Annotated in this window: 15 protein-coding genes; 14 read left to right on the plus strand and 1 reads right to left on the minus strand. The window is 47.5% G+C overall.

Features of this window, described 5'->3' with window-relative positions; all coding sequences use genetic code 11:
- The first annotated feature begins 276 nt into the window (after positions 1–276).
- From BN1080_RS04255 to BN1080_RS04285, 7 genes are all read left to right on the plus strand, one after another.
- Complete coding sequence (locus tag BN1080_RS04255; protein WP_052650703.1) at positions 277–636, plus strand: hypothetical protein; 360 nt, start codon at positions 277–279, stop codon at positions 634–636.
- Positions 637–741: 105 nt separating this feature from the next.
- On the plus strand, positions 742–1,197 hold the full coding sequence (locus BN1080_RS04260) for a hypothetical protein (protein WP_052650704.1): 456 nt from the start codon (positions 742–744) through the stop codon (positions 1,195–1,197).
- 525 nt (positions 1,198–1,722) lie between these two features.
- The gene (locus BN1080_RS04265) at positions 1,723–2,547 is read left to right on the plus strand and encodes a M55 family metallopeptidase (RefSeq protein WP_052650705.1); all 825 of its coding nucleotides are present in this window, start codon (positions 1,723–1,725) and stop codon (positions 2,545–2,547) included.
- Positions 2,548–2,594: 47 nt separating this feature from the next.
- Positions 2,595–3,518: a S66 peptidase family protein gene (locus BN1080_RS04270; protein WP_052654391.1), complete on the plus strand. Its 924-nt coding sequence runs from the start codon at positions 2,595–2,597 to the stop codon at positions 3,516–3,518.
- Positions 3,519–4,005: 487 nt separating this feature from the next.
- Positions 4,006–4,227 carry a DUF2187 family protein gene (locus BN1080_RS04275; protein ID WP_052650706.1) on the plus strand — a complete coding sequence of 74 codons (222 nt, stop codon included), beginning with the start codon at positions 4,006–4,008 and terminating at the stop codon, positions 4,225–4,227.
- 282 nt (positions 4,228–4,509) lie between these two features.
- Positions 4,510–5,127: a hypothetical protein gene (locus tag BN1080_RS04280; RefSeq protein WP_052654393.1), complete on the plus strand. Its 618-nt coding sequence runs from the start codon at positions 4,510–4,512 to the stop codon at positions 5,125–5,127.
- On the plus strand, positions 5,120–6,427 hold the full coding sequence (locus tag BN1080_RS04285) for an efflux RND transporter periplasmic adaptor subunit (protein ID WP_052650707.1): 1,308 nt from the start codon (positions 5,120–5,122) through the stop codon (positions 6,425–6,427). Before BN1080_RS04280 ends, BN1080_RS04285 begins: the two co-directional genes overlap by 8 nt.
- 124 nt (positions 6,428–6,551) lie before the next feature.
- On the opposite strand, the gene BN1080_RS04290 is transcribed toward BN1080_RS04285, so the two are convergent.
- Positions 6,552–7,463: a C40 family peptidase gene (locus tag BN1080_RS04290; protein WP_052650708.1), complete on the minus strand. Its 912-nt coding sequence runs from the start codon at positions 7,461–7,463 to the stop codon at positions 6,552–6,554.
- Positions 7,464–7,687: 224 nt separating this feature from the next.
- On the opposite strand from BN1080_RS04290, the gene BN1080_RS04295 reads away from it, so the two are divergent.
- From BN1080_RS04295 to BN1080_RS04325, 7 genes are all read left to right on the plus strand, one after another.
- Entirely contained in the window at positions 7,688–7,957 is a 270-nt protein-coding gene (locus BN1080_RS04295) for a YhdT family protein (RefSeq protein WP_052650709.1), read from the plus strand.
- Complete coding sequence (panF, locus tag BN1080_RS04300; protein ID WP_052650710.1) at positions 7,954–9,414, plus strand: sodium/pantothenate symporter; 1,461 nt, start codon at positions 7,954–7,956, stop codon at positions 9,412–9,414. Before BN1080_RS04295 ends, panF begins: the two co-directional genes overlap by 4 nt.
- Before the next feature lie 28 nt (positions 9,415–9,442).
- Positions 9,443–10,354 (plus strand): DMT family transporter, encoded by a 912-nt coding sequence (locus tag BN1080_RS04305; RefSeq protein ID WP_052650711.1) that lies wholly within the window; start codon positions 9,443–9,445, stop codon positions 10,352–10,354.
- Between the two features lie 198 nt (positions 10,355–10,552).
- On the plus strand, positions 10,553–11,713 hold the full coding sequence (locus tag BN1080_RS04310) for an aminotransferase class I/II-fold pyridoxal phosphate-dependent enzyme (RefSeq protein ID WP_052650712.1): 1,161 nt from the start codon (positions 10,553–10,555) through the stop codon (positions 11,711–11,713).
- Positions 11,714–11,728: 15 nt separating this feature from the next.
- The gene (locus BN1080_RS04315; protein WP_052650713.1) at positions 11,729–13,342 is read left to right on the plus strand and encodes a M20/M25/M40 family metallo-hydrolase; all 1,614 of its coding nucleotides are present in this window, start codon (positions 11,729–11,731) and stop codon (positions 13,340–13,342) included.
- Between the two features lie 61 nt (positions 13,343–13,403).
- Positions 13,404–13,760 carry a hypothetical protein gene (locus BN1080_RS04320; protein ID WP_052650714.1) on the plus strand — a complete coding sequence of 119 codons (357 nt, stop codon included), beginning with the start codon at positions 13,404–13,406 and terminating at the stop codon, positions 13,758–13,760.
- A 73-nt stretch (positions 13,761–13,833) separates the two neighbouring features.
- Positions 13,834–14,790, plus strand: coding sequence for a nuclease-related domain-containing protein (locus BN1080_RS04325; protein ID WP_052650715.1), 957 nt, complete (start codon positions 13,834–13,836; stop codon positions 14,788–14,790).
- The last annotated feature ends 307 nt before the right edge of the window (positions 14,791–15,097 follow it).

A 15,097-nucleotide genomic window follows, 5' to 3' on the forward strand; every position in this document is an offset into this window, starting at 1 on the left:
TTTACAGCTTCTCCGTAAACGATGAAGGAAAGTTAATTGCTGTCTTTGTTTAGGTATTTAGATTTTAATCACGGAATTCTCTTTGTTATTTTCTTGATGAAATCATCACGAATGCTGTCATGTAGGCGCGTAGGAGGAGTGGGAAGAGAGAAAACGGCATCGCCTTCCCGTTGAATTAGAACAAAACAATTGCTTTAAGAGAGTTTCAGGCAAAGCAATATTTGCAGACTAAACGAACAGTTTCTAAACAATGAAGCCAGCCAAGGGGGAGTAAGATTGATCAATTCATATGTTTTGGAGATACCGGATTTTGGGTATATGTTAAAGCAAGAAGATGTGGAAAGATTTGAATTATTTCTATTGATTGCCAATGACGAATACCGAAAAATTTCCTGGCTCGCATTGCCGATGAAGGAAAGTTTCGTATTCATCGGAAAACGAGTTTCAGGTAATAGTCCATTGAAAGCCGTGCGGCTCGATTTTAAAAACAACCGTATTGTCTTTTACAGGGGCCAGTTGACTGAACAGGCATTTGAAGATTTTATTTATTGCCTGATCGATTCTCTGTTTCTTCATGTCCACCCGGATCAATTGCATTTTTTGGTGTTGCCTGCTGTTTTGAAGGCAGAAAAATAATTGGCATGGCTGGCTATCCCGTGCTTTTTTATATCCGAAACCGCAAATTCATGGTATGATTGATGTAGTAAGAAAATTCTAATTTCTTATAAAGGGGGGAGTGTCATGTTGCACGTGAAATTGATGAAGCCTTTTTATACAAAGAAAGAAGATCATCTGATTAAATTCGTCTTTGCTTATCAATATTTCTCAATCATGAAAGATGATGAGCTGTTTCACTTTATCCCAGTAGAAGGAAAAGAAATTGTCGTCAATTTAAACACCTTCCAAGTGGAAAACCTTTCGGAAGTGTTTGTGTTCCAGAAAGGAAACCGTTTCATCCGTTTGCCGCTTTATCAACTGCTGCTGGTTTCAGATATCCACACGCACCTTCAGGCGATTTTGCAGGAAGAAAGAGCGGGCTTGCTGGAAGTGAACGACCAAGCGAAGCAAGAAGCTGAAGAAGCGATTCATTTTCTTGAAAAAGAAAACTTCAACCGCATGATCGACTATGCATTATCAGAGCGCAATGAAGAAATGTTCCATCATTTGCTCGAAGAACAACAAAATGGAGGTTTGTAAAGTGGATATGGATTATGGATAAACGCCTGCCCCGGCCATTAAAGAGGAGCAGGCGTTTTTAAGTGCGCAAAAACGAATAAAAGCCCTATTTCCGGATATGCGGAAAAGGGCTTTTATTCTTTAGGGTTCTTCATAAGTCACCTCTCATAAAGCTGTGAAAATCGTCAGCATGAACATAAATATCGTCGAACCGACCAATCCAAGTGCTAGATCTCCTAATTCCAGTTCCAATACTTTTTCAAAATTCATCTGCAATCGCTCCTTTGCTGTCAGAAGATCTAGTATGCTATAGCGGAAACCCTTTTGCGATTTCCCTGTTATTTATAGCTTATTGTTATCATAAGAGATCTTGTAGAATCCGTCATGAATCTAAATGACTAAAAATTCTAAATAATTTGTAATTCGTCCGTTTCATATGAAAAGAATCGATTTTCCTTGCTTCAAGGAATAGATAGCAATTGTATTCATCGCTTGCTATTGCTACATTTGTAAATAAGAAGTTGAGAGGAAAGGAAATCAGCCGTTATGAAATTCTATTTGTCGATGGATATGGAAGGCGTTACAGCGCTTCCGGATTATACATATGTGATGTCTAAAGAACCGAATTATGAACGCGGCCGCCGTCTGATGACCCAAGATGCCAATGCGATTATCCAGGGGGCATATGAACAAGGGGCTGCCCGGTTTGTCATCAACGACAGCCATTCGAAAATGAACAATCTCATTGCAGAAGATTTGCATGAAGAGGCGGAACTGATCACGGGCGGCGTCAAGAGGCTATCGATGGTAGAAGGGCTGGATTCCAGTTTCGACGGTCTGCTGTTGGCCGGCTACCACGCACGTGCTGGACAAAAAGGCGTCATGTCGCATGCCATGGTTTTTGCGGTCCGCTCCATGTGGATCAATGAAACCGAAATTGGAGAGCTGGGTTTTAACGCCTATGTAGCGGGTCATTTTGGAGTACCGGTGTTATTCGTCGCCGGCGATGACTGTGCTTGCCGGGAAGCGGAAGCACTTATCCCGAATGTTGTCACAGCAGCAGTGAAAGAAAGTATAACGCGTTCAGCGGTGAAGACCCTTCATCCGAAAAAAGCGCAGCAACTCCTAAAAGAAAAGACGAAAGAAGCGATTCAAAACCGTGGGAATGTGGAGCCGCTCGTGCCCCCGGAATCGCCGCTCCTGCGGATTGAATTCACCAATTACGGAGAAGCGGAGCTGGCCGCAATGATGCCAGGCTGTGAAATTGAAGAAGGCACCACGGTTGTCCGGTTCCAGGCAAAAGATATACTGGAAGCCTACCGCGCGATGCTCGTCATGACAGAACTTGCCGACCAAGCAAAATTCTGCTGAAAACGATCAGGAATATGAATATAAATGATAAGAAGGAGTGGATGGATTTGCGCACAATGCCAAAACGTTTAAAAAAAGGAGATACGGTCGGGATCATTTCGCCGTCAAGCCCGCCGAATCTTGAAAACTTGCAGAAAGCATTGCCTTTTATAGAAGGGCTGGGCTTAAAAGTGAAAATGGGGAAGTCGGTCGAAGCGAAACACGGCCATTTAGCAGGGAGCGATGACGAACGATTAGCAGATCTCCATGCCATGTTTGAAGACCCGGAAATCGCAGGAATTATTTGTGCCGGCGGCGGCTATGGAGCAGCCCGCTATACAGAAAAGATCGATTTTCAAATGATCAAAGAAAACCCGAAAGTGTTTTGGGGCTATTCCGATATTACGTTTTTGCATACGGCCATTGGCCAATACGCAGACCTTGTCACTTTCCACGGGCCGATGCTTGCTTCTGATGTTGGGAAAGATACCTTCCACGAACGCAGCGCCCGGATGTTCGGCCAGCTGTTTGCGCCGTTTGAATTGTTTTATTCGGAAGAAATCTCGCCTTTGACTGCGTTGACAAGCGGTGTGGCGGAAGGGGAACTGGTTGGGGGCAATCTGTCTTTGATCCGTTCAGCGATCGGCACGAAATTTGATCTGGACACGGCCGGCAAAATTTTATTGATCGAAGATATTGACGAAGAGCCGTATCAAGTCGATGAAATGCTGAACCATTTGCGCATGGCCCGCAAATTTGATGGCGTGGCTGGAGTGGTTATCGGAGATTTTAAAAACGCGGAACCGAAAAAGCCGGAAAGATCGCTGACTTTGGATCAAGTTTTAGAGGATTATTTCAAAGAAATGAAAGTCCCGGTTGTCAAAGGCTTCAAGATCGGCCACTGCGAACCGCATTTTTCCGTACCGCTTGGCGTGAAGGCAAGGCTCGATGCGGATGAAAAAACATTGACCATCCTGCCGGGCGTTGAATAAAGAAAAGTGGAAACGGCCGTGTAGATTCGCCGGGCATAAGACGGGCTGGCGAAGCGGCGATCTATGCCGCACAGCCAGAACGGTTTATGTCCCAAGAATCTGGCCGTTAGAGTCTGGACAATAAAGAAAAGCGGAAACGGCCCGTCAGCCCCGACAGGCTTAAGGCGCACAGCGTCGGAAATCCTGATTTCCAGAGCTGGGTGACTTAAGATCCCGAGGGGCTGGCTGTTGGAGTCTGGACATAAAGAAAAGTGGAAACGGCCGTGTAGATTCGCCGGGCATAAGACGGGCTGGCGAAGCGGCGATCTATGCCGCACAGCCAGAACGGTTTATGTCCCAAGAATCTGGCCGTTGGAGTCTGGACAATAAAGAAAAGTGAAACGGTCCGTCAGCCCCCGAAATGTAAAGCGCCTTAAGAGGTGAAATCCTCGTCGATTTATGCTATAATGAATAGATATTGTTTCTATAAAGAGAGGCGAGGATAACGATGGCATTTCAACCACATGAAAAAGAAGTTTCTGAATTTGTAGCAGCTCGCAAAATTGGCGAATGGATCTCCTTCACTCGCAATGGCGTGGAAGTCAATGGAACCATTTTTAAAATCATGGATAATTCGGTAATTGTCGAGATTTCGCCGGAAGATGCAAAAGAAATTGGTGCGGCATCCAATATGACCGTAATTTCACATAAGAAATATAAAATCGTTTAAGATTTAAACCTTCCGCTTCCTCGGAAGGTTTTTATTTTAGGCAGAGCTTTCTGGCGTTTTTTGGATTTGGCGGTGCTTATTCTATGCCTTTTGGCTCAAAGCGCCGCATATTGAAAAATGTGGCAGGTTTTGCGTTTCAAAGATTAGCGTTTTTTGGTAAAGTAAAGTATGCAGAACCATCATTTGCACCGAAAGGAATCACAACGCATGATATTTGATTTTAAATTCTGGCATTATTTTACCAGACAGGGAGAACTTATACATAATTTGCACGAATCGGAGATGAGACGATTTAATCAGCGGCTTGCCTGGATTTTCGCTCTAGGCTTGCTGGTTTTTGCGCTGCGCGAAATTTGGGGGATGAATACGTCTTCGTTGACGCCGTACCTTGCCGCTGGCGAATGGGATACGTATACGCTCGCACGTTGGACTTCGCTTGCCGGAACGTTGATTTGGGCCGGGCTTTACCTGGCATTCCATTCCTACGGGGTGGCTTATTTATTCGCCCGCATAACGAAGATGCCTTGGCGGTCAGCTCTGGTCATGCAGACGTACGTCCTCGCCCTCTTAATTATTGAGAAAGCCATTACGTTCGTGATTTTTGCAGTTGTCGGCTATACGCTGCCCGTTTCCATGCTATCGTTTGGGCCAATGGCGGCATCATTCCTGGATGTACCGTTTTTAACTTTCTTCTTCAATCAACTGACGCTGTTCACCGCACTCATCGTTGCTGTGCAATACCGTTATGTCCGGAGTTTTACAGAATACTCTCCGAAAAAGGTTTTATTTGCATTGATTCTCATTCACGTGGTTGTGGCTTTGGCGGTCGCCTCGTTCAGCTTGATCCCGCTTGATGAAATCATTGCCGATTTCACGAGAGGAGGCGCTTCCGTTGAATAGATTCTTTTTCATCGGCCTTTCCGTCGCTGTCACCGCATTTTTGGCCACGAATGCCTTATTGATGTTTGGCGACAAAAGCATATTGGCAAAAGACGTATACGTCAGTGAATACGAACGGGCATATGCGAATACGTACACCGAAAAGTTAGCAAAAGAGGCCTTGATCGAGCCGCTTGGTGCGACGCAAATTTACGTTCAAGACTCAGAAGCGATTGAGCAATGGCTTGTTTCTGAAGGAGACGTGATTGAAGCGGGTTCAGAACTGGCGATGTTGAACGAAGCCGAATCAGAAGACCAGCGCGCCATTTGGGAATCTGAACGAGATGCATTGCTGCAGGAAAGAGGCGAAGTCCAAAGCACGAAATCTTCGCTTGAATCGGCTCGCTCCAGCCAGCAAAGCCGTTCAGAGTCGAGAGACGCTTCGGATAACTCGACTGTCACAAACGGAGAAGGCGACACGGTTGAACTGAACGTTGACTTGTCTGTCGGGGTCGATGTAGAAGTGCCGCAAGACGGCTCGTATGCAGCGGGCATTGCCCAAGCTGAGCAGCAGCTGGCAGCCATCGATTCGAAACTGGCCGTTGTGGAAGCGCAATTGGCGCAAAGTGTTTCAAATCCGGCGTTGATCAGTCCGGTGGAAGGCGTCGTGTCTTCCATTCAGCGGAACTCGGAACCGCTTAGCATTGAAATTTATTCCAATGAAAGATCATTTGTCACTTATGTGCTAGAAGACGAATGGCAGGATGTTTCCGAACAGGACCGGGTATTTGTCCATGCGGAAGGCATGGGGAAAGCAATGCCTGGTACGGTATTGAAAAAATCACAGGTTCCTGCTGAAGAAACAAGATGGCTGGAAGCTTACCGGACATTGGATCCGAAAGAGCAGAAAAATCCGTTGGCATTTTATGCCGTGCATATCATGACTGACGAGCCGATTGAAGCAAGCATGCCGTTTGGCAGCAAAGCCAACGCTTCGATCATCACCAACGAGGCAGCGGATGCTGTTGCCTTGCCGGAATCGTGGATCTTCGATCGGGCAGACATGAATGGCTCAGTCAATGCCTTAACTGAAAAAGGCTATGCTGCCGCCGTTCCTGTTATGGTCAATTTTGATTTGAATGGCAAAGCGGTGTTGTCTGAAGGCGTGGTTCCAGGAACAGTCGTTGTCACAGACGGCAAGCTCGAAAACTTCACTTCTCCGCCGGCAGTCTTTATGCCATTTCCAAGCGAACAGCCGGATTTCGAGTTTGCGAAAAACACGAACTGGCGCAACTATATCGAATACTTGCTTGCACGATAAGCAGGAAAAACCCCTTGGCCGCACATAAGGCCAAGGGGTTTTTGCATCTAATAGCTAAAAGAAAAGATTGCCTGCTCGGCAGAAAGAATACATAATAAAGAACTGAACGAATGATTCGATTGGCTTATTTCAAAGCTTTTAAGCGTTTAAATCCGACGAAATGCTGATTCCAATAAGGGGTAGCCAAATTGGACACTTCGATTCCTTTGCTGCCGGCATGGATAAAGGAGTTATTGCCGGCGTATATGCCCATATGCGAGATGCCTTCCTTATATGTATCTTGGAAAAAGACCAAGTCGCCGATCGCCGGATTGGCGATTTCAGAAGAAAGATTATAAAAGCCGACGGTGTCTGTGCGGGATACTTTTAATCCTGCCTGCGAGTAAACATAATAGATAAATCCGCTGCAATCAAATCCGGCAGGGGTTGCGCCGCCGAATACATAAGGTGTACGCTCTAATGAATAGGCGATTTTCAATGCAGCTGCATAAATGGAGCTAGCTTGATTGCCGACAGGCGCTGCAATCGGTGCAGGAGTAGGAATCGGAGCGGGCTTTTCAGCGGATACCGGAACGACTTTAGAAGGCTGTTGGGCACTGCCGATTTTCAAGGTTTGGTTGACCAGAAGGTTCGTGGACCCGAGCTTGTTCCAAGCGATGATCTGGTCTGCCGTGACCCCGTATTTTTTCGCGATGCTGTAAAGCGAATCGCCTTTTTTGACCGTGTAAGTGGTGGTGCCGGCACTCGGCGCCGGAGTGGTTGGTTTAGCCGTCACTTTTGCTTTCACCGGGTTTTTCACTTTTTTTGGCGCGGCGATCACTGCGTTCCCGACATTAAGCGATTGGTTTGCGTAAAGTGAGTCGCTGCTGAGCTTATTCCAGGATTTTAAATCCGCGACGCTGACTTTGTGTTTTTGGGCGATTCGGTAAAGGGTATCTCCAGGTTGTACCTTATACGTTGCGGCTTCCGCCAAGGGAAGAGAGACGGTGGAGAATAGAGCGATAGCCAATACACCGGACAGTAATTGTTGCTTCATGCTTCAACCTCCAAAGGTAAGATGTTTTTAATATAGGTGATAAAGAATATTCAGTCAATAGACTTTTAGGATATTTTACGTATATCGTTAGTGGTAAGATAAGAAAAAGGTCGTTTTAATAAGCTTTTGATGAAAGAAAAAGGAAATAGATACATACTTTTAAAATGAAAAAATTGCGTCAAAAGACTAAAGGGGAATTAAGACTATAGAACGGAGTGGAATAAATGAAAGAAACGGATTGGCGTTTTAAAATTGCGAACCGGGAAGCGTTGATTGGATTGGGGCTGGCTGTCTTCAATTTTCTTTGGTGGTTCGGGTTCGCATATGGAATGGGGAGCCGGCCGGTTGAAGAGTACAGCTATGTATTCGGTTTGCCGGATTGGTTTTTCTGGAGCTGCGTAGTAGGTTTTTTAGTGATCGTCGTTTTAGTGATTGTCATCGTAAAATTTTTCTTTGTAGAAGTACCTTTTGATGAGGAGGGCGATGATCGATGAATTATGCAGTTATCATTCCGATGTTTATTTTCCTATTAATCATTTTTGCAATCGGCTATTGGTCGAGCACCAAACTTTCTGCAAGTTCAAATTTCATCAATGATTATTTCCTCGGAAGCCGGGAACTAGGCGGTTTCGTACTCGCAATGACGATGGTCGCGACTTACGGCAGTGCTTCCAGTTTCCTCGGGGGGCCCGGAACGGCTTACACGATGGGCTTCGGCTGGGTATTGCTCGCGATGACGCAAGTGGTCACCGGTTATTTTGTCTTGATGATTCTAGGCAAGAAGTTTGCGATCATGGCGCGCCGCTACGAAGCGGTCACGATGATCGACTTTCTAAAAGCGCGCTACAACAGCACATGGGTCGTGATCTTATCGGCGCTCAGCATCATCATTTTCCTGTTTTCTGCGATGGCGGCACAGTGGATCGGCGGAGCGCGCCTGGTCGAATCGCTGACGGGCCTTCCGTATAATACGGCTTTATTCATTTTCGCGGTCAGCGTCCTGGTTTACGTTACCATCGGCGGATTCCGCGCAGTAGCGGTAACTGATGCGGTGCAGGGAGCGGTTATGTTTATCGGAACCTTGATCTTGCTGATTGCGGTCATTATCGCAGGCGGCGGCATTTCGAATATCATGGCGGACTTGATCAACGAAAATCCGAACTTGGTGACGCCTTACGGGGCAGACGGCAATTTGAGCGCAGCTTACGTTTCGTCTTTCTGGATTCTGGTCGGTGTCGGCGTGGTCGGTTTGCCGCAAATTACGGTACGCGCGATGTCCTACAAAAGTTCGCGTTCGATGCACCGGGCCTTGATTATTGGAACGATCGTTACCGGATTCATTATGCTGAATATGCATTTGATCGGTGTGTTCGCGCGCCCGATTTTACCGGGCATCGATATCGGCGACAAAGTCATTCCGATGATTGCGCTTGAAACGCTTCCGCCGTGGGCAGCCGGAATTGTCCTGGCGGCTCCGATGGCAGCTATCATGTCGACAGTCGATTCCTTGCTGATTTTGGTCAGCTCATCGATTGTCAAAGACGTCTATTTGAATTACATCAAACCCGATGCCGATTTGAAAGCGATCAAACGCCTGTCATTTGGCGTCACAGCGGCGCTTGGCATCATTGTCTTCCTGTTCGCGTTGGATCCGCCAGACCTTCTGATCTTCCTGAATTTATTTGCATTCGGCGGTTTGGAAGCGGCATTCATCTGGCCGGTGGTTCTTGGGCTGTACTGGAAATGGGGCAATAAATACGGAGCGATTGCCTCGATGGTGACGGGAATCGGAAGCTACGTTTTCCTTCACTTGTACAATGAAGCGAATGGCAATTTGTTCGGAGTCCATACGGTCACGCTGCCGGTCCTGCTTTCACTCGTCGCTTTTATCGTGTTCAGTTTGCTGATTGGGCGAGGAGCATACGACTATAATGTGAGGGCAGCGAAATAATCGGCCGGGCGAAGGAAGGTCTTCAGATTTGAAACCATGGAAAATCTATCTGCTCTTAACGCTCGTCATGCTCATGTGGGGCATTAATCTGCCCGTCGTCAAATACATGATCGAATTTGTCGATCCGATTACGCTCACGGCTTTCCGGATCATGCTTGCCGGAATGGCTGTTATGGGCATCCTCGCTGCCATGCGGCTGTTGAGATGGCCGAAGAGGAATGAATGGAAATACATCGGGCTTGGCGCTTTGCTGAATGTTGTCGGCCATCATTACTTTTTGTCGAGCGGGCTATCCATTACGAGCGGTTCGAATGCCGGATTGATTCTCGGGACTGGACCGATGCTGACAGCCGTGCTGGTGTCGCTGATCATGCGAAGCTATCCGTCGAAACTTCAATGGCTCGGCGTTTTCATCGGCCTTGCCGGAGTATCGGCAACGGTGCTTGTCGGAAACGAAGCCGCTTCCGGCATGAACATCGGCGACATTTTTGTCTTCCTATCGATTTTGGTGCAAGTCTTCAGCTATATCGTCATCGCGAAAGCGGCAGCTACCATGGATCCGCGTGTGTTGACGGGCTATATGTTTGTGCTCGGTTCAATCGTGCTGCTCATGATTTCCTTGATCCAGGAACCTGGAGAAATTCAGGCCTTCAAAGAAGTGCCCACGATTTTCTGGCTGGGCTTCGCTTTCTCCGCCATCATTGGAACGGCAATGGGGCATATGCTTTACAACTACTCGATTGGACAAGCGGGACCGACAAAAGCCGCCATCTTCATGAATTTGAACACGCTCTTCTCGCTCGTTGGAGCGGCCGTCATCCTCGGTGAAAAGATCACCAGCGGCCATATTTACGGCCTGGTGCTGATTATCATCGGCGTGCTATTCGGTTCAGGCGCTGCGGAAGACCTGCTCCGAAAGAGAAGAAAACGGATGGAATAAAAGAGGAGATCCCACCTGCTGTCATTTGACTGCGGGTGGGATTTTCTTGTAGTAAGGCATGAGGAGTTTGAATAAAAGCCCAAGCAATTTTCGGAATGGAAGAAAATAGCGCAAGGCTTCTCAGCCCGCCGCCCTTTATTTTCTCATTTATTGCAATATAATAGAGGAAAGCCAAAACGTGAAACGGAGAGTATGAACATGTCCTTACAATTGAATCCACGCGCCGAAGCGCTGAAGATTTCGGGAATCCGCCAATTTTTCAATCAATTGGTCGACTACCCCAACGCAATCAATTTGACGATCGGCCAACCCGATTTTCCAACGCCGGAAAAAGTCAAAGAAGCGGGGAGAGCGGCGATTGCAGCTGATATGACAAGCTATTCCCATAACGCCGGGCTGCTTGAACTTCGGCAGGAAATTGCGTCTTTTTTCAGCGATACGTATAACCTTACATACAACCCACAGACGGAAATCATTGCGACAAACGGCGCCAGCGAAGCACTTGATGCGACGTTCCGCACCATTCTTTGCGAAGGCGACGAAGTCATTATTCCGGCGCCTTGCTTTGCCGGCTATGAACCGCTTGTTTCCTTGAACGGCGGCAAAACGGTCCTGCTGGATACGTCGAAGACCGGACTCGTGCCGACGGCTGAATCGATTGGAGCCTTGATTACGCCGAAAACTAAAGCCATCTTATTTAATTTCCCATCCAATCCGACAGGTGTGACGTTGTCGAAAGAGCAGATGGAGCCGATTGTGGAAGAATTAAAGAAGCATGAAATTTTTGTGCTGACGGATGAAATTTACAGCGAAAACACATTTATCGGATCGCATACGTCATTTGCGTGCTTTGAAGACATTAAAGACCGGACGTTCCTGATCCACGGACTGTCGAAATCGCATTCCATGACCGGATGGCGGATGGGCTTTCTGCTCGGACCCGAGGAATACGTGAAGCACATCTTGAAAGTGCATATGTACAATACGGTCTGTGCATCGGTGCCGACGCAATACGCAGCGATCGAAGCGCTGAAAAATAACCGGCATGTGCCGGCGGAAATGAACAGGGCCTATATGGAGCGTCTGGAATTTGTCTATGGAAAATTGACCGAAATGGGGCTTGAGGTAGTGAAGCCGAACGGCGCCTTTTACATTTTCCCTTCCATCGCCAAATACGGCATGAGTTCATTTGAGTTTGCCACGCGTTTATTGAAAGAAGCGGGGATTGCTGCAGTGCCGGGCACCGCGTTTACCGAATACGGCGAAGGCTTCCTGCGGATTTCCTATGCGTACTCCATGCCGACGCTCAAACAGGCGATGGAGCGGATGGCGGCTTGGCTGAAGACCTTGGATTACTAGAAAGGGGAGAGAGAGATGGCATTAATGTGGGGGACGCCGGATAAATTGCAGGAGCTGTTATGTGAACTGGTGAGCTGGAAAAGCATGACGCTGACTGAAGGCGAAGTGGAATTCGCCGGCCGGCTAAAAGAAAAACTAGAGACGATTCCCTATTTCCAGGAGAATCCGGACCATCTGTTTCTCGGTGAAGTCAACTGGGGGCGCCAGTACGTGACGGCGTTTTACAAACATCCGGAAGCGGTCGACACGATTGTGCTCATCAGCCATTTTGATACGGTCCATACAGATGAATATGGAGATTTGGAGCCGCTCGCTTGCCGTCCGCTTGAACTCGGGGAAGCATTGAAGCTGGTCCGCGATGAACTCGATCCGGAAGCCCAGGCCGACCTCGATTCCGGCGAGTACCTATTCGGGCGCGGGACAATGGACATGAAAGCGGGGCTTGCGCTCCACATGGCGACGATTGAAAAAGCGGCCCATGAAAACTGGCCGATCAATCTCGTGCTGATGACGGTGCCGGACGAAGAAGTAAATTCAGCCGGCATGCGCTACGGCGTTTCAAAGCTGCTGGATTTGGAGCGTGAGCACGGGCTCGAATATATTTTATTTCTAAACGGCGAACCGGTCTTTGCGATGAAGCCGGGCGACACTGCTCATTATCTGTACACGGGATCCATCGGCAAAATCATGCCGTCCGCCCTGTTCTACGGCAAAGAAACGCACGTCGGCGAGCCGCTGTCCGGCATCACGTCAAGCTACATTTCGACGTATTTGACGCACCGGATGGAATGGAATCCAAGCTTTAAAGAAACCGTCTACGGCGAAACAACGCCGCTGCCGGTAACTTTGACGCAGCGTGACATCAAACAAGAATACTCCGCGCAAACGCCATACCGCACGAGCGCGATGTATAACGTCTTCATGATGGAGCGCAACGCGGAAGAAGTGTTCGAGATTTTCGAACAAGTGGCAAAAGACGCCGCCGCCCATTGCACACGCGATTACCTGGCGATGTGCGAGCGCGAAAGCATCGAGCCGGTCGGCGAAATCCGCGTCATGCGCTACCAGGAATTGATGGATTACGCCATCGGCAAATTCGGCATCGACTACGTCAACGAAGCCCTATACGATACGCTGATGCACCCGGAATGGGACGTCCGCGAAAAATCGATGCACATCGTCGACATTCTGCTGATCAATTGCCAGGAACTGACGCCGGCTATTGTGCTGCTCTATGCGCCGCCGTACTACCCGGCCGTCAATTCTTCGGAAGATGAACTCGTCAAGCAATGCGTCGAACAAGTCACAACCAACGCGATGAATAAATTCGGGTTGGAAATGCAGCAAGTCCATTACTTCAACGGCATCTCGGATTTGAGCTACGTCAACTACGGCGACCAAGGCGACGGCTGGGTCACCTACGAACGGAACACACCCGTTTACGGCGACACCTACAGCATCCCGTTCCAAACCATGAAAGAACTCAAAGCACCCGTGCTAAACGTCGGCCCCTTCGGCAAAGACGCCCACAAGCGCACCGAACGCCTGCACATCAAAAACACATTCGAAGAAATGCCGGTGCTGCTGGAAGAGATGATCTTGTCGATTCCTATTAAAAGCAGGCATTGAATAAAAGCGGGAGCCTCCACTTAGGGTGGGGGTTCTTTTTTTGTGTGTGGGGAGGGAGCTCATGTTGATAGAAACGCAGATAGTATCCGTAAGAGAGGAACTAGTGTCGATAGAAGGTGAACCAGTGTCGATAGATAAGCCATTCGTGTCCATAGAAAAACAGCATCTTCTCACCAATTGGTTTTTCGTTCGCTGCAAGCGAACCAAGGGACGGCTGCGGAGCGGGCGGCTTGGGCGATTAGGTTTTGTGAGAGAAACTGACACAATTCCGGTAGGCAGCGGATTAGTTCAAGTAGAAATGGACATAGTTCGTGTAGAACCCGACACAATTAAAGTACAAAGCGACACAATTAAAGTAGAAATAAAAAATCACCAAATAGAAACCATTCAAATCTCATTTTTACCCCGTATATCGTAATCAAAAATGGAATTTGGATATTTATGGAATGTATTAACCCTACCTGCTACACTTACAGAAGGAGGTGTGAAATATGATCATTAAACACAGGGAAAAGCCGATCAAAATTGAAGGATACGAAGCTCTATTGAGGCGGATGTCACTTCAACATCCGATGAGAAATACAATCTCTGACGTTCTTAAAGGAGCTCAAGCGGGAATAGGCGGAGAAGAACGATTAGACGAAATGCTGGAGTTCTTCGATCCGCCCTATCCGCATCTATTCATCCACGATTTAAGTTTGCCCGAGAAAATTCAGATCGATACCTTATTGATTACACAAAGTTTCTTGATGATTTTAGAAGTGAAAAACATGTCCGGGAAGCTGCGTCTCACCACGAATCCGAGCGGTTTGCACCAAACCTTGGCAAATGGCCAAGAAAAAACGTATAAAAGTCCGGTGGTGCAAGCGGAAACAGCCAAGATCAAAATGGAGAAGGTGCTGAAGCGCTTCAGTTATCCATTGAAAATTGAAACGGCCATCGTCCTCGCTTATCCGTCCCAGACAATGGAGGGTGTACCGCCCGGTGTAAATGTGTGGAAAGCCGACGAAGTGATGGTCCAGCTGCATCGATTCCAAAGTACGGAGCCCCTTATTACCCTCGAGCAAATGAATGCCATCGGACAACTCCTCCTCTCCATGCACCAACCCTATCAACCTTTTCCGCTAGCCCCCAAATTCAATATAGCTTTCCACGAGATAGAAAGCGGTGTGTTTTGCGAACAGTGTCGAGTGAAAAAGATGAATAAGATTAACCGCAGATGGCATTGCAAAACCTGTAATTTTTTTAGCGGAAACGCGCATCTCATGGCACTAGATGAATGGTTTATGATTTATAAATCGACCATCACTGCAAAAGAATGCATGAATTTCCTCGGATTAAGGGATTCGGATACCGCCAGGCGTATACTAAAAAATGTGGATCTAGAAGAAAGCGGCAGTCGATGTTTTCGCACCTATCAACCAAAAGAAAATCTTAAACGGCAATAAAACCTCTGCATATTTTGTGGAGGTTTTTTATTTTTCGTTCGCTGCAAGCGAACCAAGGGCCGATTGCGAAGCAATTGGCTTAGGCATCTAAGGGTTAAAACATGGGTATGTAAGAAGAAAATAAAATAGTGTCAGAAGAACGCGGTATAGTGTAAGAACAAACTGAGATAATGTAAGAACAAACCCTCCTACTTCATGAAGAAAATATTTCCAGCCGCCTCCCACCACCCGAAACCCTACAGAATCCTCATTGTTTGGAGCAATTATCCTGTGTACAATTTACCTTATACATAAATCAAGGGGGCAG

The sequence above is a fragment of the Planococcus massiliensis genome (genome assembly GCF_000821325.1).
In the GTDB taxonomy this organism is placed as follows: Bacteria; Bacillota; Bacilli; order Bacillales_A; family Planococcaceae; genus Planococcus; species Planococcus ruber.

What these genes read in the sequence shown, in the direction of transcription:
- BN1080_RS04260 (WP_052650704.1), top strand. Translation starts at nt 742, where the DNA reads ATGTTGCACGTGAAATTGATGAAGCCTTTTTATACAAAGAAAGAAGAT.
- BN1080_RS04265 (WP_052650705.1), top strand. Translation starts at nt 1,723, where the DNA reads ATGAAATTCTATTTGTCGATGGATATGGAAGGCGTTACAGCGCTTCCG.
- BN1080_RS04275 (WP_052650706.1), top strand. Translation starts at nt 4,006, where the DNA reads ATGGCATTTCAACCACATGAAAAAGAAGTTTCTGAATTTGTAGCAGCT.
- BN1080_RS04280 (WP_052654393.1), top strand. Translation starts at nt 4,510, where the DNA reads ATGAGACGATTTAATCAGCGGCTTGCCTGGATTTTCGCTCTAGGCTTG.
- BN1080_RS04290 (WP_052650708.1), bottom strand. Translation starts at nt 7,463, where the DNA reads ATGAAGCAACAATTACTGTCCGGTGTATTGGCTATCGCTCTATTCTCC.
- BN1080_RS04295 (WP_052650709.1), top strand. Translation starts at nt 7,688, where the DNA reads ATGAAAGAAACGGATTGGCGTTTTAAAATTGCGAACCGGGAAGCGTTG.
- panF (WP_052650710.1), top strand. Translation starts at nt 7,954, where the DNA reads ATGAATTATGCAGTTATCATTCCGATGTTTATTTTCCTATTAATCATT.
- BN1080_RS04310 (WP_052650712.1), top strand. Translation starts at nt 10,553, where the DNA reads ATGTCCTTACAATTGAATCCACGCGCCGAAGCGCTGAAGATTTCGGGA.
- BN1080_RS04315 (WP_052650713.1), top strand. Translation starts at nt 11,729, where the DNA reads ATGGCATTAATGTGGGGGACGCCGGATAAATTGCAGGAGCTGTTATGT.
- BN1080_RS04320 (WP_052650714.1), top strand. Translation starts at nt 13,404, where the DNA reads ATGTTGATAGAAACGCAGATAGTATCCGTAAGAGAGGAACTAGTGTCG.
- BN1080_RS04325 (WP_052650715.1), top strand. Translation starts at nt 13,834, where the DNA reads ATGATCATTAAACACAGGGAAAAGCCGATCAAAATTGAAGGATACGAA.